Origin of the sequence: Streptomyces roseochromogenus subsp. oscitans DS 12.976 (genome assembly GCF_000497445.1) — a bacterium.
Lineage (GTDB): Bacteria > Actinomycetota > Actinomycetes > Streptomycetales > Streptomycetaceae > Streptomyces > Streptomyces oscitans.
In genome coordinates this window covers 6,208,489-6,225,665 of sequence record NZ_CM002285.1, presented here as the reverse complement: position 1 = coordinate 6,225,665, position 17,177 = coordinate 6,208,489, and the positions used below count along the sequence as shown (strand labels likewise).

Below are 17,177 nucleotides of genomic sequence, written 5' to 3'. Positions count from 1 at the left end.
CAGTACGCCCGTTACTGCGGCCCGAAGGAGATGTTGCCGTGGACGTCCCGAGCTTGGATGAGGTTCGTGACGGTGCCGTTGTTGGTGTTGTGCAGGTCAGGCATGTCGGGCAGCTCGCGTACAACGTCGAGCATGGCTGGGCGCTCGGCCAGAACAGCGGCGAGATATCCGGCCCAGTACGCTCTCTGGACGGCCTCGTCATCGCCCATGCCTGCGGCTTGGCGGTGGGCCGTGTCCAGACGGCGTTCAACGTCGGCTCGCGCTTCGCCGGTCTGCCGGCTCCAGCGGCGCGCCAGGGCGTCGCGTACGTGTGTCCAGCCGTCGGTAAGAATCGCCGTGACAAGGGACTGTGCGCTGGGCAGGAGCACGGATGTCATCGGATCCATGAGATGATCACGCACCTTTGCGGTTCGGCTTCGCCCGTCGTGGTGGAAGGTGGCTGACGGATGCGCGTAGTGCTGATGTCGTACGGGGCCGAGGGCTTCGAGGACTTGGCTGCGGCGTGCGAGGCAGCCGGCCACGCCCCGGTCGCGTACGTGTGCGCTGCTTCGCAGGGTGGGGCTGCCGCGGATGAGGTGCTGGCTGCGATGCCGCCCGGGCCCGAACTGGTGGTCTCTCGCAGCCCGCAGGGCCTCGCGCTCAGCCTCGCCGGATACGAACCTGACCTTGTCGTGTGTTACGGGATTCCGTGGCGACTGCCCGCGTCTGTGCTGCGTGTACCGCGGCTTGGAGTGTTGAACGTCCATCCGTCGCTGCTTCCGCGGCACCGGGGGCCGATGCCGGTGCACTGGGCCGTGCGGCACGGCGATGAGGAGACCGGGGTGACCGTCCACTGGATGGACGAGGCGTTCGACAGCGGCCCGGTCGTGGCGCAGCGCGGCGGCATTCCCCTGCCGGACGATCTGGCAGGCGACGTGGTCTTTACACAGGTCCGGGCCACGATCCGGGCTCTGGTGCCGGAGGCGCTGGCTCTGGCGGAAGACGGTTTCGCAGGGACAACGCAGGACGAGTCGCTGGCGTCGTACGAGGGTTCCATGGGTCCCGAGAGCGCGGTCATCGACTGGAGCCGGCCGGCCCGGGAGATCCACAACCTGGTGCGGGCCTACCGTTTCGGCCTGTTCGCCGTGCCGGGGCCGCTGGCAGTCGTTCGGGGCAAGTGGGTCAGTGTGCTGCGGACCAGCGTCAGCGAGGTGAGCGGTGTGAGGATGCGGTGCGGGGACGGGCCGCTGTGGGTCACCGAATCGGTGCCGGTCCCGGCTCGTGATCGCTGGCTGGCCTCGTCGTGAAGTCGTCACCGCTGGACGATGCTTTCCCGTAACCGCACAGCGCGCGGATCGGTGAACGCCGTGAGCAGTCCGCATGCGTCCGCTCGTGCGTCAGCGGCCTCCTGCGGTGTGCCGGCACGGTCCAGGGCATCCGCCAGATGCGCCAGCGTTCGTGCCATCTCCCATGTCTGCTCAAGGTCGCGGTAGGTGGCCACTGCCCGGCGGTGCCATTCGGCGGATTCCTGAGCGCGGCCGAGTTGCAGGTACGTCTGCCCGAAACCGTCCCAGGCGGCGGCTTGGCGGGCGCGGTCGCCCAACTCTTCTTGGAGCGCGGCGGCGCGACGGTAGGAGGCCAGTGCCTGGGTGGCATGCCCGGTGGCGCGTTGAGCATCGCCCAGAGCCAGCAGCCAGTAGCCTTCCGCGGCCGCGCTGCGGATCTCGGTGGCGATGGCTACGGCCTGCTCGGCATGTGCCAACGCAGCATCCGCGTCTCCGCTGTCCAACTCCGCCGCGGCAAGGAGCCGAAGGGCATTGCCCTCGGCATGGCGATCGCCATGGGCCCTGAAGACCTCGATTCCCCGGCGCAACGGACCGAGTGCGCCGGCCGGGTGTCCGAGTTCCAGTTCCACCTGTGCAAGGTTGACTGCCACGCGAGGTTCCCAGAAGCCGTCGTTCAGCGCCGCGAACAGCCCCCTGCTGCCTTCGAGCGCCGCTTGTGCCTGTGCGAGGTTACGGCGGCGTAGTTCAAGCAGACCAAGACCGTTGAGCGTCAGTGCCTCCCCGAAGGTATCGCCAAGTTCCCGGCGCAGGGTCAGCGCCGACTCGTAGTGCTCGGCGGCGGCTGCCAGGCACTGGGACTGGGCGTACGCCATGCCGAGGCTCTCCTCCAGTTCGGCTTCGGCACCTCGATCGCCATCACGCCGGGCGGCCTCCAGACCGATCTGCGAGGTGGCGATCCAGTCCTGAAACGGATTGTTGGTCATGTAGACGGCACGCAGCACCACCGCCAGCTGCCAGGCGATCCGGTCCAGCCCACCACTCGCGGCCGCGCGTACGGCAGCCACGAGGTTGTCGCGTTCCGCCTCGTACCATCGCATCGCCTGAGCCTCGTCGGCGAACCGCAGCTCGGGCAGTCCTCCGTCGGCAGGTACCAACTCCACGCGAGGCTCCCGCGGTGCGACGCGGGCCTGGACCGCGTCCGCAGTGTGCAGGTACCAGGTCAGCACCCTGCGCAGCGCGTCCTGGCGCTCCTGCTGGGTCTGCTCCAGCCGTGCCTGATCGGCGGCATAGGCACGCAGCAGGTCATGCAGGCGAAAGCGATCAGATGCGGTCTGATCGACCATATGCGCGGCAGCGACGGCATCGAGCAGGCGTCGCGCGGTACGGACGTCGACTCCCGCGAGGGCTGCCGCAGCCGTGTCGCTGAAGTCCGGCCCGGGGTGCAGTCCGAGCAGCCGGAAGAGCCGGGCGGCATCTGAGGGCAGCGCCCGATAGGACCATGTGAACACGGGACGCACCGCCTCGGACTCCTCGTCGCCGTCTGCCGACAGAACTTCCCACCGACCGGACTCGTCACGCAGCTCGCCGATCAGATCCGCCAGGTGCATCAGCGGCCGCCCCGCCGCGCGCTCGGCAGCGATCCTGAGCGCCAACGGCAGGCGCGCGCAAAGCGAGGCGAGCTCCGCCACCTGCTCGGGATCGTCGCCGTCCCGGTAGCCCCGGGTGACGCTGCGCAGCAGGGCGACCGAGCCGTCCTGGTCGAGGACATCCAGCGTGAGGCGCCGCGCTCCCTCCCGGATCGTCAGGCCAGGCAGACGGTGCCTGCTGGTCACGATGACCAGGCATCCCGGCGTCGCCGGCAGCAAAGGCCTGACCTGGGACGCGCTGGCGGCGTTGTCGAGTACGATCAGCAGCCTGCGGTCGGCAAGCCACGAGCGGAAGGCCGCGGCCATGTGCTCGCCTTCAGCATGAACCGCGTCCGCAGGGGCGCCGAGCACCCGCAGGAAGCTTTCAAGGACCCGCTCGTACCTGACGGGGGCCTGCGGGTCGTAGCCGTGCAGGTCGGCATACAACTGGCCATCGGGGAACCGGTCACGGACCGCGTGTGACCAGTGCAGCACCAGAGACGTCTTACCGACTCCCGCAGTGCCGGTTACCAGCAGCACCTGCGCATGGGCGAGACCGTCATCGAGGAGACGGTCGAGCGCCTCACGTTCAGCGCGTCGGTTGACGAAGCCCTGTCCTGCAAAGGGGAGTTGGTACGGAACCGGCGGCCGCACGCGATCGGTCGCCGGAGCGTGGAAATGTATCCCGCCTTGTACGTCGCGGGCCTGCACGACGTCACGGGCGGTGCCGGAGAGTGAGGAGTTGACTTCCTCGCGCGGCTCATACACCCGTCGGAGGCTTGAGGTGGGCCACTTCACGGTCGAAAAACGTGCCGATGTCCTCACCCAGCACGTACAGCTCCTCGACTCGCGCCGCGACACGATCCCTCGTTCCCGCACCGAGGTAGCGCACGCCCCCTTCCAGGACACCCTCCGCGTCGTAAAGGATCTCGTACACCGTGTCGTCGTTCAGCGTGACCAACTCCGGTACTGTGCCCCCGTGTTCGTATGCCTCGATGTGTTCCGGGCCGATGACGCGGATCAGCTCACCGCATTCAGCCCGCACACGCAGCAGATGCAGCTCCCACTGCAAGTACGGCGTGAGCGGCTGCTCCACCACACGGACACGCAGCAGACGGCACCGATGACGCGCGGCCAGACGGGATACGTCGAGCAACTCGGCACGCTGGGCCTCGATCAGCCTCAGCGCCTCCTCCCAGTCCCCCTGGACAAAGGCATCCCAGCTCGCGTCGCCCGGCTCACGGAAGTGCTGGCGACGTTCCAGCTTCCACGAATCGCACCCGTCAACAGCGAAATCCCTGCTGCGGAAGTCGTCGCGATAAGCGTCCAGTCCCAACCGCTCGCCGGGCGAGACGCCAAGAAGGTCACGCATCCGGAATGTGCGCCTTGGCGGCCAGCAGCGTGACGCGCGGGATGACCACGAGGCGCTCACCACCGCCGATCACCGCATCCTCGGGCAGCCCCTCGGAATAGACCGTCGTAAGGTCACGGCCGATGACCGCGAAGTCGCCGTTGTCGAGTTCCCAGATGTCCGGACAGCCGTCCCTGCCCCCAGTCGTACCCAGCTCCGCCGGCGCGACGCCGATGCGCCGGACCAGCCGCGCCTGCGGATCCGCGTCCCACGTACCGCCCATACGTCGCCCCCTGTGCTCTGCCCAGACCGGCTACCCAGCGTACGGACCCAGCGACAGGCCGTCCACGGTTGCTCGCGGAATCAGCCATCTGCCGCAGGACCTACCCGAGAGAAATGCGGGACCTGGTGCCAGCCCACGTCGAACGTCAGCCGGATACCAGTCGGCGAAGTCAGCATCCGTGAACAAGCCGTCCAGCCGATCCTGCACCCACATCGCGGCCGTGCCCCGCGGATTACTCGCCCGTGCCATCCGCACTGTCAACGGCGGAATCACCCGCCCCGAACCCGAGCCCATCGCCACCGCGGTCACCCCTCCGACCGCCGAAACCGCCCCGCTCCCACCAGCGCACCACCACGAGGACAACACCGCAGCCGCAGCCCGACGACTTCACCTCACCGAGTGAAGATCACCAACAGAAACTGCGGCCAGAGCCATTTTCACGAAGCCTCATCAGCGTCCGCCACGGCCAGCGGTTCCGCGTCGGGATGCTGTGGATGCCGTACCTCGACCACCCACCTTCCGTCCCGCACGAACGCCTGTGCCTGGCAGGCGGGTACCGGGTCGTACTCGGCCTCGATGCTCGCAGTTTGACCCCTGTCTCTCGCTTCGCTCGGATGTTGGTGAGGAAGGGGTTGAATCCGGCCACCCCTGGCAGCCCCAGCGGTCCCCTCGCATCCCCCTCCGCTTCCCAGGAGTCACACAGGTGCCTCCTGGGTTGCACACTTGATCACCGCATTCCGGATGGCTGCCGCTGCCGGAGTTGCTTTCACGCCGGGCCGACATAGCTGTTCTTGACCGACATGAACATGCTCTGTCTAGAGTGGCGAGCTGCTCCCGGTCAGTTGGGGAACTGCCAGCCCGTGTCAACCGGGCGGGACGGGAGTGGACGACCAACACACGCTCAGCACAACGGGGACCACAATCACGCGCGTGCCGCCACGGGCGAGGCCCCCTTGTTCTTTCAACATGGGGGAATGACATCATGCGCAAGTGGCTGCCTGCTCTTGCCGTGTCCACAGCTTTCGTCTCTTCGGTTCTGTTAGCTCCACAAGCCCTGGCCCAGGACTCGAAGCCGGTTCCCGAGAAGGTGCCCGGCACCAACGTGGAGTTTGCACCGAGCGCGGCGCGTGATCCGCAGACGCGTGCCCTCGCGGCGGCCAACCCTGCAGCGGTACAAGCCGGCGGCTTGTTGTGCGGGAGCGGATACAAGCTGGCTTTGGTAAATCCGCTTCCGGACTCCCGCCGGTTCGGGACCCTCTTCACATACACCAAGTGGGGGCCGGGCGGGGCGAACGGGGCATGCGCCCTGTTCGACAACAACCTCGGGGTCAAGAAGCACATGAAGCTGAAGCTGTGCGGGACCACGTGCAAGGTCGATGATGGCTGGTTCCCTGACTACGCGGGTCCGGTCAAGGTCGAGGGCGACTTCGATCCCGGCTGCGCCGTCGTGAACGCCCTGATGTGGGAGGGCGATGTTGCGATCATCGACCGGCAGACGGACGTCTATGGCTGCGACTGACCGTCACCCGTACCCGTCCCTCTCCCTCCCGAGGTGCATGTCATGCCCATACGTACGCCGGTATCTCGCCGGTTCCTTGTCCTGCTCATCGCTGCCGGAGCGATGACCGCTGCATGCGGGCACGAACCGGCGAGCCATGGCCCGGATACCTCAGCCGTTCAGTCCTCAACGCCGGATTCCGCCACGTCGTCGGCCGCCGCCAGCACGAGGTCTGACGGGATAGAGGCGGCCAGACAGAAGGTGGAAAGGGAGCGCAGGCAGGCTGCACCGCCTGGAGTGACCATCACGCCGTCCCCGGTGACCGGCGTCGCCAAGGGCAGCGAGCACTTCGGAACTCCGGTCATCCGCCAAGGAGACGTGACCGTCTACACGGCCAGGCGGGACAAGGGTGGGCTGACGGTCCCCGTGGAGGTGGTCAACAGCGGTAGCAAGCGTGCGTTCTATCGATTCCGCCTTCGGGTTACGGGGCCGGGTGGTTTCAATGCGACGGTCAGCGCTTCGATGGATGTCGTCGGCCTGTATCCCGGGACCTCGTGGCCGACGGAGCTGACGGTAAGCGACCCTGGTCACACGCCTCCCGCGCAACCGCACATCACCATCGAGAGTGTCGAGCGGACCGAATACAAGGGCTAGAGAACCCGAATCTCGGCACTCTTCCCGACCACCATCCAGAACGGCCTGTTCGCGCGCGCTGTTTGGTGAGTCGGTCCAGGGCGCGACTGGCCCCCATGTAGGACGCAAACGCTGATACGCGACTACGCCCGTGGCGGCCGGCACCACGTGGTCGGCTGGTTCACCAGCTCTGGCATGGACGTGTACGTGTCCATTGCCGCCACGTTTCTAGGGTGAGCGGACCCGGCTGGAGAAGTCCGGGTCCGCAGTCCGCGCCGCTGGCGCCTCCGCCGCCAGCCAACTCGTTTCGCACTCGCGCCCGCGCTCTGGCCGTCTATCCCCCCGGGTTGGGCGACCGAGCCCTGCCCCGACCAGGCAGGGGTACCTCTCAACTAGAAACGGGAAAGCTCTCTTGAGACGCAGAAAAAGAGCACACCTGCCCTGGCTGCCCTGGCTGCCCTGGCTGCCTGCGCGGCCTTAACCGGCGGCCTGTTACAGGCAGCGCCCGCCGCTGCCGCGCCGACACCCAGCCCCGACCCTGGCAACAACGCACACGCCACGCTAGCGCCTCCCGGCCGCGTGACGGATCCGGGCAAGAAGCTCGGCGCCGGCTGGAAGACTTCCACCGACCGAGCGGTGACCGGGGCGGCCGATACCGACGGCTATAAGGTCCTGGTCGCCGACAGCAGCCAGGCGTACGCGTGGAAGACCGCCGCTGTCCTCGCCGAGCCGGGCCTGCCGGCGGACTCATGGATCGGCAACCAGTGCGTGATGGACCGCGACCACGTCGCGGCCGTGTATGCGCCGCGCAGTTTCACGAACAAGCCCGACCTGATGCAAGGCGGCGCGTTCGCCGCCATCGTCGACCTGACGACCGGCAAGGTGACGAAGCTGCCCTTCACCGCGTCGCTGGCCTCCTTCGACCCGTCCTGCAACACGACCACGCACCAAGCCGCGTTCACCGGCTTCAGGGACATGAACGACGCCGCGCACACCCGGACCCGGGTGATCACCGTGGACGTGTCCGGGAAGACCACGGGCACGGTAGCGGCCAAAGGTGAACTGACGAGCGCCCTTCCGGTGCGGGACGGCACGGTCGCCGCGTTCGGCAGCCGCCGGGTCCACCTCGACCACTCGGGCAGGGTGAAGAACCTCGCGGACGCGGACAGCGCCCCGTTCGACATCCGGCCCACCGCCGACGGCACGATCGCCTTCCTCGACCGCACGGGCAACTCCACGGCACACGCCGAACTGTTCACCGGCAGCGGCACGCCGAAGAGCATCGCCTCGGGCCGGCTCGGCGACCTCGACCTCGTGCAGGGCGGCGCGGGCAGGGTCTTCCTCACCGGGCGCCCTCACGGCACCCCCACCACCGCGGGAACCGGCGTCACCCCCCTGGGCGCCCCCGCCGGCACCGACATCTCCTCCGACGGCCGTCTCGCCATCGACCCCGTCCTCGCCCCCGGTGTGCGCGCCGGCCTGGCGCACATCAAGGACGCGGGCAAGGGCTTCACGAAGTCCGAGGAGCCCGCCCCGCGCACGGCCGCGCCGGGCGCCGCCAGCGACGGTCCCCTGACGGTCACCAGCACCGCCACCACCACCGGAACCAGGCTGACGCAGAGCGTGCAGAAGGACGTCGGCGACGGCTCGGGCAACAATCCCTCCCCGGTCCTCGCCACCGCCACTGCAACGCACACCCGGCCCAAGCCTTCCCCGAAGGCAGCCGGGCTGACGGTGAGCCCACCGACCGACGACGACCGCTGGTGCGCCGTCTCCCGCAACGACGTCAACGTCCAGGCACTCCAGCCAACGCCGAACCAGGTCGAGTGGGCCGTCGACATGGCCGTGCGCGGTGATCTGAGCGCCAGCTACATCCGCCAGGGCGGATACCGTGCCCAGGCGGGCCTCGGCACCGTCGACCCGCAGTCGCTGTTCCCCCTGCCCCAGCTCACCGGAGGCGGCAGGATCCCGGCCAACGTGGTCCTCGGCATCATGGCTCAGGAGTCCAACCTGTGGCAGGCCGAGGGCGGATCGATCCCCGGACAGATGGGCAACCCGCTGGCCGCCGTCGACGGCTACTACGGCCACAAGGCCGACCCCAACGACCCGGCCGCCTACTGGCAGATCAACTGGGACAAGTCCGACTGCGGCTACGGCGTCGGCCAGGTGACCGACGGCATGCGCCTGCCCGGTCATGAGAAGCCGGGCGAGACCAGTCTGGACCCGCGCCTTCAGAAACTCGTCGCGATCGACTACACGACGAACGTCGCCGCCTCCCTGAAGATCCTCGCCGACAAGTGGAACGAGGTCCACCAGAACGGCCAGAAGATCACCGTCAACAACGACGACTCCTCCCGGGTGGAGAACTGGTTCACGGCCGTGTGGAACTACAACCTCGGCTTCAACCCTCCCTCGCAGGCCGGCCAGCACTCCGGACACTGGGGCCTGGGCTGGTACAACAACCCGGCCAACCCGATCTACGCCAAGAGCTGGGGCCATCCGTTCATGAACACCGACGTGGACGGGCCGGCGGCGAACAAGGACGCGGCCCATCCGCAGGACTGGCCGTACGAGGAGAAGGTGATGGGCTGGGCCGCCTGGTCCCAGGACACCGGCTACTCCTACGCCACCTCCGGCCGCCAGGACTGGCCGGGCGAGTCCGGCTTCTCCTCGGCCGGCTTCCGGCCCGCATGGTGGACCCTGGTCGCCCAGCGCACCGCCGTACAGCCGCCGCTGGACGCGTTCTGCAACTCCAAGAACAACTGCGATCCCAACACTCCGCCGAAGTGCCCGGACGCCGAGTGCTACGCACAGTACTGGTGGAACCAGCCCAACGTGACCTGGAAGGCCGACTGCGCCACCAGCTGCGGGCACGAGAACATCAAGTACGAGAAGCTGGTGCAGGAACCGGGGCGCGGCTACCGGCTCCAGACCGGTACGCCCGTGTGCTCCGCCGCCCCGGCCGGATCCAACGTCGTCGCCTCGGTGCCGGACGGAACGCCGTCCTGGAGCGATCAGAGCGGCTGCGCAACGATCCACTCCGCAGGAAGTTTCCAGTTCAAGTTCAACCCGGGTACGGAAGGCCGGTACGAAGCGAAGGCCGACTTGCACTCGGTGGGCGGCGGGTACGGCGGCCACTACTGGTACACCCACACCCGCAACGCCGACCACTTCGGCGGTGACGGCGGCTACATGACCATCGACGGCACCTGGACCCTCGGCCAGAGCCTCAACTGGGCGCGTGTCCTGGTCCACCTTCCCGACACCGGCGCACAGACCAGGCAGGCCGCCTACACGATCGGCGGTTCTGACACGAGCAGCCCTACGCGGATCGTGGAGCAGCGAGCCGGCCGATGGGTCAGCCTCGGCGTCTTCCACTTCACCGGAACCCCGTCCGTGACGTTGACCAACACCACCGCCGACGGGACCGGCGACGAGGACGTTGCCTGGGGCGCGGTCGCTTTCCAGGGCCTTCCCGGTAAGCCGAACCACACGGTCGTCGCGATGGGCGACTCCTTCTCCAGTGGTGAGGGAGCCTCCGAGGGCAACCGGGACTACTACCCGGAGACGAACTGGCGCAACAAGGCCAGCGGAGACCGCGACGGCTGCCACCGCTCCACCTATGCGTGGTCCCGGCAGGCAAAGCTCCCCGGCGAACAGCTCTCCATCGGCGAGTTGGACGACAATTGGAGCGCGCGGATGGACTACCACCTCATCGCCTGCTCCGGATCCCGCACCTACAACGTGATCGCTCCGGCCGACAACAACGACAGGACATATGACAACAGCGGAGAGTTGCCGCAGATCAATCAGGGATACCTGGACCAGAACACCGACCTGGTCACCATCTCCATCGGCGGCAACGACTCCCGGTTCGGCTACGTGATCACTCAGTGCATGGGGCCAGGGAATCCGTGCCAGGAGAAGAAGTTCGACAACGTCGAAGGCAAGGGCGTACCTGATGGCCCCTACCAGGGCAAGCCGCTCGCGGAAGCCATCCCGGACCTCATCAGCGATGTCGTCGCACCCAGCATCCAGAAGACGATCGAGGCAATCCACAGCAAGGCCCCGAATGCCAGGATCGTCCTCATGGGTTACCCGCCGCTGCTGTCCAACGACGCCTCCTGCCTCAACAAGATCCCTCTCGTCGGGATCTCACCGGAGGAATCGCAGTGGCTCAACGGCGTGGCCGACTACCTGGCACAGACGATGTTCGAGACCGCTGACCTCGTCAGGAAGCACGGAGTGGACGTCGGCTACGCCAACCCGCAGGCGTTCTTCCACGGCAAGGCCGTCTGCGGCGACCCCGAAAGCATTCACGGCATTGTCACCGATCTGACAGACAGCGACGAACCGAAGATCGACTGGCCGTTCTTCCAGTTCGGCATCTCCGCGCAGTCGTTCCATCCGAAGATCACCGGAGCGCGACTGTACGCGGACACCCTGGAGGCCGCGCTGGGCGCCTGGCCCAAGAAGTAACCCAGCCAGACCGTGTGGGGAAGTCCAACAGGGCTTCCCCACACGCTTTTTGAGTACACATACTCATGCTGCCGGCCGCACGTGGGCTGCATGCTGAGGGCAGACGGGAGGAAGCCACGTTCATGAAGCGGGTCAAGCAGGTCAAGACAGCCGCATTGATGCTTCTGGCGCTGGCGGTGTCCGCGTGCTCGGCAGAGGACCGGGCTGTACCGGAGAAGACTGTCCGCGAACTTGCCGGCAGCCCGGAAGCGGTCAACGCCAGGCAGAAGTCGGAAGCTGGGCTCAGAGAAGTGGTTCAGGCGTACGTCGAGCACACGCCCTTGAAGCTCGGCCTGGTCGTGGTCCGCGACAACTGCTGGGGCGGAACAGCGAAGGGATGGCTGGAGACCAGGGACAGCGACCTGTACCAGATCAGCTGCGGTCTGAATGTCACCGCCTACTTCGGCGCCAACCCGAAACACATCGTGCCCGTCCTCGACGGGATCCTCACAGCCGGCGACCGGAACGTACCCGGCATTGAGTTCAACCACACAGTCGACGGAGCGCTCATCGACTACTACCGGAAGCCGTATGACAAACGAAATCCTGAAGTGCCTTTGCGTGACGCCGCAAGCCAGAGCCTGAAGTGGGATCCGGTACGCGACCGCCAATGGAAACCAAATTTCATCAGCGAACCGACAGGCCCGTGTGAAAATGACCCACCGGTCAAACGGTGTCTGCGCGAACCGTCTTCCGCTACGGTGGCCGCCATCCGCAAACAGTACGGCATGGTGTTCCAGCTCAACCTGGGCACAACCTACTTCAAAATCATGAAGAAGCACTAACCTCGATCTTGCATGAGGGTCCGTCAGCTTGCTGACGGACCCTTTCTGCCTGTTCAAGGCGGGGATTTCTGTCACGTGGGCAGGCTGATGGCCCGGCTGTCGCGCCGGGTGGGCGCCCGTTTCCACATCGGCGATCGGGGTGTGCTTGATGTTGGTGGCGAAGCAGGTCAGCCGCAGCCCGTCGGCGTCAGTGAAGCGCAACTGAGCACCCGGATGCGGGTGCGACGACAGTCCGTCTCGGGATCGCCCGAAGGCCGACTGGTCGGGCTTACCCGGCCCGGTCACCTGGCGGGTTGCAGCGTCCTACGCCTTGTCATCCCTGCCTCGCAGGGATGACAAGACCAAGCGCCCATACCGTGTGGTGAGGGCCCCGGCTGCGGCGGCGACCGACAGTGTCAGTGCGATGAGCAGGTCTGCCACAGAGTTGTCGCTGAGGACTTGCAGGATGCTGAGGGCCGTGCCGAGTGGCAGGCCGAGAATGGTGAGGACGCCCAGGGCCCCGCTGATCTGCTGGCTTTCCTGGGTTTGTACGAGTCTGCTGTAGTCGGCTGCTTCAGCGAGGATTTCATGGAAACGGGCTGGGAGCCGGTGCTGGTTCTGGAAGGCGAGCAGCAGATCGTTCGCTGCCCCGTGAGCTGTGAGGTGCTGTCGCCAGTAGGTGCTGCGGAAGACAGCGAAGTTCCTCTCCAGTGCGGAAACCCGGCGTGCCAGCTGTGAGGAGTTGAACACCTCGGAGAGTTCGTCGGTGAGCTCGTCGATGTGATCGCGCTGGAGCGCGCCGAGGAGCAGGGCATCAAGGTAGACGGTGCGGGAGTGCAGTGCGGCGAATTCGAAGAAGTCGCCGGCGCCGGTGTCGGTTCGGTGGCCGAGGAAGGCTGCCCCTTGACGTAGTACGAGGGCACTCCAGTCGGCGGAGATCCTGACGAAGTCCTTGAGCTGGTCGTTGGCAGTCTCTGGGGGCAGGGGAAAGTCGTCCGGAGCGGAGCGTGACGCCAGTTGCCACAGCCAGCGATCCGCGCTCGCAGGCAGCGCCCCTTCCAGGCCGGAGCGGAGGGCAGGGGTCTGCTGTGACGTAGGGGTTATGAAGGCGATGGTGTAGGGCCTGGCTATAGCGAAGGGGGCATCTGGGTTACGGACGTCGGCGATGCCAGCGAGAAGCCCGGCTGGGTCAAGGGGACCTGCGAGCGGATCGTCGATGGGACCCGGCCGTCGGCCGGCCAGAGAGCGCAGTACAGGCAGCAGCGGTCTTTCCACGCTCAAGTGCAATACGGCCAGGGCATGTTCTGGATTGCGAGCCGTAGCTGCGCGGAGAAGTTCCATGCCCAGCAGGTGGAGCCCGTCCTGCTTGACGTCCAGCGGCAGGTGCCAGCGACGTGGTCGCCCGGGTGCCCCGTAGATCGCGCGGGCGGAGGCAGGGGCGAAGTAGGTGGACCGGGTGCGGGCATCGGTGCGGCGACTGCCCAGCTCGAAGGGGAACGGACCCTCGGGCCAGTTGGGGACGTGTAACAGCCGTACGGGCAGGATGACGGTCAACTCCTGGCGTGCGCCCGTGACATCCTCAAGCAGCGGAACTCCGGGGGGTTCACCGGTAGTACTCGACTGGGTCGGGCTGGTCGAGGCGAATGACGAATTCTGCCTGGTCGGGGCTTTCCGTGCTGACATGAAAGCGGACGCGTTCGCCCGTGCGGATGGTCCGGAATCCCTCGGTCACGATCTGCCGGTAGTCGAAGCTGTAGTAACGCTCGTCCTCGTCGTCCCGGACGATGTAGGAACCGAGAGCACCGCTTATCCCTCCGCCACTTGGACGCCGGTCCACAATGGTTCCGTGACGCGGCCCGCCTCCGCTCATGCCGTCGTCTCCTCTGCCTGGGACGTGTCCAGGTCTTGCACGCACCGGAAGCCGACCGCGTTGCTGGCACCGCGCTTGCGGTAGATGCCCTTGCTGCTGCTCTGCACCGCCCGCATCGGATTGTCGTAGCTACCACCGCAGATGACGGCCTCGCCGGGGTCGTCCAGGCTGGTGGAGGTCCATTCCCAGCAGTTACCCACCATGTCGAGGACACCGAACGGCGATCGGTTGTCCGATCGCTCGTCCACCGGGGTCGCCCCGGCTCGCCGCACAGCGTCACCTGCGAAGTCCCGGTACCAGGCTTGATACGTCACCACGGGCCGGCCGACCCAGGTGTCGGCGCAGGCCGCGACCCGCCGGGCGCTGGCGGACGCGGCGCTGGAGCTCTTCCTGGCGCACGGCTTCGACGCGGTGAGCATCAGGGACATCGCGGAGGCGGCCGACGTCTCCACCACGACCCTGTTCAAGCACTTCCCGAGCAAGGAAGCGCTGCTGTTCGACATGGACGCGGACCTGGAGCAGGCACTGGTCGCCGCCGTACGCGACCGGGCGCCCGGCACCCCACTCGTCCAGTCCCTGCGCGAGCACATGCTGCGCGCCCAGGCGCTCAAGTCCGAGTACGACGAGCAGATCGGCGCGTTCCAGCGGCTGGTCACCAGCACCCCGGCGCTCGTGGAGTACCACCGGCGCATGTGGATGCGGCACGAACGCGCCCTGGCCGAGGCGATCGCCGCCGACACCGCAGCCCCCGCCGACGACCCCGCCTGCACGGCCCTGGCCCATCTCGCCCTGGAAGCCCGGGCCCTCGCGGCGACGGCCCCGGACCGGGTCGCCGCCGTCAACGCGGCCTTCGATCTGCTGGAACGCGGCTGGGAAGCGGCGCGGCGGCCGTGAGCCTCAAGCGGCTCACGAACGGCGGTCGTCACCTCTGCGGCAGGCGTCCGATGTCCGACACCGGGCCGAGATGGCCGAGCTTGTCGGGGTTGGACACCGCGTGGATCGCCCGGATCATGCCGTCGGCGACGTCGAGTTCGACCACGCTGGCCACACGGCCCTCGGCGTCGTACGTCACACCGCCCGGGCGGCCGTTGACCCAGGCCGGCCGGAGCGAGGCGCCGAGGATCCGGACCCTGCGGAACCCGCCGACCAGCATCTGGGCGATGCGCCGCGGCTCGGTCTCGGACCGGGCGATCGCCCGCGCCTTGCCGCCACCGTCGCCCTGGAACACCACCTCCGGGGCGAGCATGCCGAGCAGCGCGTCCATGTCACCGCCCTCGGCGGCCGCGAAGAACTTGCGGGCCAGCTCCTCGCTCTCGGTCCGCCGCGCCGGGGGCGGCGGCGCGAGGTCGGCCGACTGCGCGCCGGGGGCGATGCGCTTTCTGGCGCGGGCGAAGATCTGCCGGCAGTTCGCCTCGGACTTGCCGACGATCCGCGCCACCTCCGGATAGCCGTACCCGAACACCTCGCGCAGCACGAACACCGCGCGCTCCGCCGGGGCGAGGGTCTCCAGCAGCACGAGGAACGCCATCGACAGCGAGTCGGACAGCTCGGCGTGCTCGACCGGTCCGGTCCGGTCGGCGGCTACGACGACCGGTTCCGGCAGCCAGTCGCCCACGTAGGTCTCCCGCCGTACGCGCGCCGAACCCAGATGGTTGATGCCGAGCCGGGTCACCGAGGTGGTCAGGTACGCCTTCACGTTGCCGATCGCGGTTCCCGACTGTTGCGCCCGGGTCAGGCCCAGGTAGGCGTCCTGGACGAGGTCCTCGGCGTCGCCCACCGATCCGGTCATGCCGTAGGCGATGGAGAACAGCAACGACCGGTATCCGTACGCGTCCGTCCCAACCGCTGATCCCGCCACGGAGTCCCCCCTCCGAAGATCCGCTCGATGTCCGGCAGCGTAGCCGAGACGCGCGTCACATGCGTTCCCGTCACAGGCCGCCCGGGTGCCCTGTCCTAGAGGGGCAACAGCGAACAAGGAGGCAGCACATGAACCTCGCCCTGTGGATCGTCACCGGGCTGCTCGCCGTCGCCTACCTGCTCGGCGGCGGTGCCAAGGTCGTCATGACGAAGGAGAGGCTCGCCGCGTTCGGGCCCAGTTCGCGCTGGGTCGACGACTTCAGCGACGGCGGTGTGAAGGCCATCGGAGCCGTGGAGATCCTGGCCGCCGTGGGTCTGGTCCTGCCCGCCGCACTCGACATCGCCCCGGTGCTGGTGCCGTCGGCCGCGCTCGGCCTGGTGATCCTGATGATCGGAGCGGCGATCACTCGTCTCCGGCGGCACGAGATCAAGCTCATGGCGGTGGACGTGTTCTACATCGTCCTGGCAGCGTTCGTGGCCTGGGGCCGCTTCGGCCCCGAGTCCTTCGTCCACTGATGGGAAGGGATCACTGTATGAGCCTGTCGACGGCGTTCACGGAACTGTTCGGGGTGGAGCATCCGATCGCGCTGGCTCCGATGGGAGGTTCGGCGGGCGGGGCCCTGACGGCGGCCGTCTCGCGCGGTGGTGGCCTCGGACTGCTGGGCAGCGGGAACGGCGACCGGGACTGGCTGGCCCGCGAACTGCCCGTCCTGACCGCCGAAAGCGCCGGAAAGCCCTGGGGCGTCGGCTTTCAGGCGTGGGCGGCCGATGTCGGTGCGGTGGAGTGGACGCTGGAGCACGGTCCGGCGGCGGTGATGCTGTCCTTCGGCGACCCCCGGCCCTTCGCGGAGCGCGTCCGCGATGCCGGCGTGACGCTGATCGTCCAGGTCACCGACCTGGAAGAGGCACACAGGGCGGTGGACGTCGGCGCCGACGTGATCGTGGCACAGGGCACCGAGGGGGGTGGACACGGAGCCCGGCACGGGCGGTCCACCCTGCCGTTCGTGCCCGTCGTGGTGGACCTGGCGGCGCCCGTCCCGGTGCTCGCGGCCGGCGGGATCGCCGACGGGCGCGGTGTGGCCGCCGCCCTGGCCCTGGGCGCCGCGGGGGCGCTGCTCGGCACCCGTTTCCAGGCCACGACCGAGTCCCTGGTCGACCGCGCGACCGCCCATGCCATCGTGGCCGGCCGCAGCGAGGACACCGAACGCAACCGCGTGCTGGACATCGCCCGCGGCTCGCGCTGGCCCGCGAAGTACACCGCCCGCACCCTCCCGCACCCCTTCCTCGACCGCTGGCGGAACCAGGAGGCGGAACTCGCGACCGACGCCCAGGCCGGGCAGTCCTACCAGGAAGCCGTCGCACGCGGCGAGATCCCCGCGCTCCCGCAGTGGGCCGGCGAGGCCGTCGACCTCATCGACGACCTGCCCTCCGCCGCCGACCTGGTCACCACCCTGGCCGCCCAGGCCGAGGCCGCACTGAAACGGGCCTGTGGGGGCTGACGGGTACGAGGCTT

The 17,177-nt window shown here is 67.9% G+C and carries 16 protein-coding genes; 8 read left to right on the top strand and 8 right to left on the bottom strand.

Annotated features, from left to right (window positions below):
* Window positions 1-11 precede the first annotated feature (11 nt).
* The gene (locus tag M878_RS76525; RefSeq protein ID WP_158692782.1) at window positions 12-377 is read right to left on the bottom strand and encodes a hypothetical protein; all 366 of its coding nucleotides are present in this window, start codon (window positions 375-377) and stop codon (window positions 12-14) included.
* A 69-nt stretch (window positions 378-446) separates the two neighbouring features.
* Between M878_RS76525 and M878_RS76520 the strand changes: the two genes are divergently transcribed.
* Entirely contained in the window at window positions 447-1,286 is an 840-nt protein-coding gene (locus M878_RS76520) for a methionyl-tRNA formyltransferase (RefSeq protein WP_023550437.1), read from the top strand.
* Window positions 1,287-1,291: 5 nt separating this feature from the next.
* Here the strand turns inward: M878_RS76520 and M878_RS76515 are convergent, their stop codons facing one another.
* From M878_RS76515 to M878_RS76505, 3 genes are read right to left on the bottom strand one after another with little or no spacing between them, the layout of a single operon-like run.
* On the bottom strand, window positions 1,292-3,658 hold the full coding sequence (locus M878_RS76515) for an ATP-binding protein (RefSeq protein WP_106962760.1): 2,367 nt from the start codon (window positions 3,656-3,658) through the stop codon (window positions 1,292-1,294).
* A complete protein-coding gene (locus tag M878_RS76510) occupies window positions 3,651-4,262 on the bottom strand; it encodes a DUF6879 family protein (RefSeq protein WP_023550429.1) in 612 nt (203 codons plus the stop codon). The genes M878_RS76515 and M878_RS76510 overlap by 8 nt, the downstream gene beginning before the upstream one ends.
* The gene (locus M878_RS76505) at window positions 4,255-4,524 is read right to left on the bottom strand and encodes a hypothetical protein (protein WP_023550428.1); all 270 of its coding nucleotides are present in this window, start codon (window positions 4,522-4,524) and stop codon (window positions 4,255-4,257) included. The genes M878_RS76510 and M878_RS76505 overlap by 8 nt, the downstream gene beginning before the upstream one ends.
* 982 nt (window positions 4,525-5,506) lie before the next feature.
* Here M878_RS76505 and M878_RS49025 point away from each other — a divergent pair.
* The 4 genes from M878_RS49025 to M878_RS98460 all read left to right on the top strand — a co-directional run bounded on the left by M878_RS49025 (window position 5,507) and on the right by M878_RS98460 (window position 11,958).
* The gene (locus tag M878_RS49025; RefSeq protein ID WP_031225903.1) at window positions 5,507-6,043 is read left to right on the top strand and encodes a hypothetical protein; all 537 of its coding nucleotides are present in this window, start codon (window positions 5,507-5,509) and stop codon (window positions 6,041-6,043) included.
* 42 nt (window positions 6,044-6,085) lie between these two features.
* Window positions 6,086-6,676: a hypothetical protein gene (locus M878_RS97745; protein ID WP_158692781.1), complete on the top strand. Its 591-nt coding sequence runs from the start codon at window positions 6,086-6,088 to the stop codon at window positions 6,674-6,676.
* Between the two features lie 558 nt (window positions 6,677-7,234).
* Window positions 7,235-11,134 (top strand): SGNH/GDSL hydrolase family protein, encoded by a 3,900-nt coding sequence (locus M878_RS76495; RefSeq protein WP_023550421.1) that lies wholly within the window; start codon window positions 7,235-7,237, stop codon window positions 11,132-11,134.
* A gap of 122 nt (window positions 11,135-11,256) precedes the next feature.
* Window positions 11,257-11,958: a hypothetical protein gene (locus M878_RS98460; protein WP_023550419.1), complete on the top strand. Its 702-nt coding sequence runs from the start codon at window positions 11,257-11,259 to the stop codon at window positions 11,956-11,958.
* Between the two features lie 303 nt (window positions 11,959-12,261).
* On the opposite strand, the gene M878_RS76485 is transcribed toward M878_RS98460, so the two are convergent.
* The 3 genes from M878_RS76485 to M878_RS76475 are packed head-to-tail and all read right to left on the bottom strand — an operon-like array spanning window position 12,262 to window position 14,226.
* A complete protein-coding gene (locus tag M878_RS76485) occupies window positions 12,262-13,491 on the bottom strand; it encodes a ZIP family transporter (RefSeq protein ID WP_023550417.1) in 1,230 nt (409 codons plus the stop codon).
* 49 nt (window positions 13,492-13,540) lie between these two features.
* Window positions 13,541-13,807, bottom strand: a complete 267-nt coding sequence (locus tag M878_RS76480) for a hypothetical protein (protein ID WP_031225896.1) — start codon at window positions 13,805-13,807, stop codon at window positions 13,541-13,543.
* Window positions 13,804-14,226 (bottom strand): formylglycine-generating enzyme family protein, encoded by a 423-nt coding sequence (locus tag M878_RS76475; protein ID WP_031225894.1) that lies wholly within the window; start codon window positions 14,224-14,226, stop codon window positions 13,804-13,806. The genes M878_RS76480 and M878_RS76475 overlap by 4 nt, the downstream gene beginning before the upstream one ends.
* On the opposite strand from M878_RS76475, the gene M878_RS76470 reads away from it, so the two are divergent.
* Window positions 14,141-14,701, top strand: coding sequence for a TetR/AcrR family transcriptional regulator (locus M878_RS76470; RefSeq protein WP_031225893.1), 561 nt, complete (start codon window positions 14,141-14,143; stop codon window positions 14,699-14,701). The two genes, M878_RS76475 and M878_RS76470, sit on opposite strands and share 86 nt — an antisense overlap.
* 28 nt (window positions 14,702-14,729) lie before the next feature.
* Here M878_RS76470 and sigJ read toward each other — a convergent pair whose 3' ends face one another.
* Window positions 14,730-15,665: an RNA polymerase sigma factor SigJ gene (gene sigJ / locus M878_RS76465; protein ID WP_031225891.1), complete on the bottom strand. Its 936-nt coding sequence runs from the start codon at window positions 15,663-15,665 to the stop codon at window positions 14,730-14,732.
* A 128-nt stretch (window positions 15,666-15,793) separates the two neighbouring features.
* Between sigJ and M878_RS76460 the strand changes: the two genes are divergently transcribed.
* Entirely contained in the window at window positions 15,794-16,180 is a 387-nt protein-coding gene (locus tag M878_RS76460; RefSeq protein WP_023550408.1) for a DoxX family protein, read from the top strand.
* A 17-nt stretch (window positions 16,181-16,197) separates the two neighbouring features.
* The gene (locus M878_RS76455; protein WP_023550406.1) at window positions 16,198-17,163 is read left to right on the top strand and encodes an NAD(P)H-dependent flavin oxidoreductase; all 966 of its coding nucleotides are present in this window, start codon (window positions 16,198-16,200) and stop codon (window positions 17,161-17,163) included.
* Window positions 17,164-17,177: the final 14 nt, after the last annotated feature.

Excerpts from the sequence above, each read along its gene's own strand:
- M878_RS76525 (WP_158692782.1), bottom strand. The coding sequence starts at position 377 with ATGACATCCGTGCTCCTGCCCAGCGCACAGTCCCTTGTCACGGCGATT.
- M878_RS76520 (WP_023550437.1), top strand. The coding sequence starts at position 447 with ATGCGCGTAGTGCTGATGTCGTACGGGGCCGAGGGCTTCGAGGACTTG.
- M878_RS76510 (WP_023550429.1), bottom strand. The coding sequence starts at position 4,262 with ATGCGTGACCTTCTTGGCGTCTCGCCCGGCGAGCGGTTGGGACTGGAC.
- M878_RS76505 (WP_023550428.1), bottom strand. The coding sequence starts at position 4,524 with ATGGGCGGTACGTGGGACGCGGATCCGCAGGCGCGGCTGGTCCGGCGC.
- M878_RS49025 (WP_031225903.1), top strand. The coding sequence starts at position 5,507 with ATGCGCAAGTGGCTGCCTGCTCTTGCCGTGTCCACAGCTTTCGTCTCT.
- M878_RS97745 (WP_158692781.1), top strand. The coding sequence starts at position 6,086 with ATGCCCATACGTACGCCGGTATCTCGCCGGTTCCTTGTCCTGCTCATC.
- M878_RS98460 (WP_023550419.1), top strand. The coding sequence starts at position 11,257 with ATGAAGCGGGTCAAGCAGGTCAAGACAGCCGCATTGATGCTTCTGGCG.
- M878_RS76480 (WP_031225896.1), bottom strand. The coding sequence starts at position 13,807 with ATGAGCGGAGGCGGGCCGCGTCACGGAACCATTGTGGACCGGCGTCCA.
- M878_RS76475 (WP_031225894.1), bottom strand. The coding sequence starts at position 14,226 with ATGCTCACCGCGTCGAAGCCGTGCGCCAGGAAGAGCTCCAGCGCCGCG.
- M878_RS76460 (WP_023550408.1), top strand. The coding sequence starts at position 15,794 with ATGAACCTCGCCCTGTGGATCGTCACCGGGCTGCTCGCCGTCGCCTAC.
- M878_RS76455 (WP_023550406.1), top strand. The coding sequence starts at position 16,198 with ATGAGCCTGTCGACGGCGTTCACGGAACTGTTCGGGGTGGAGCATCCG.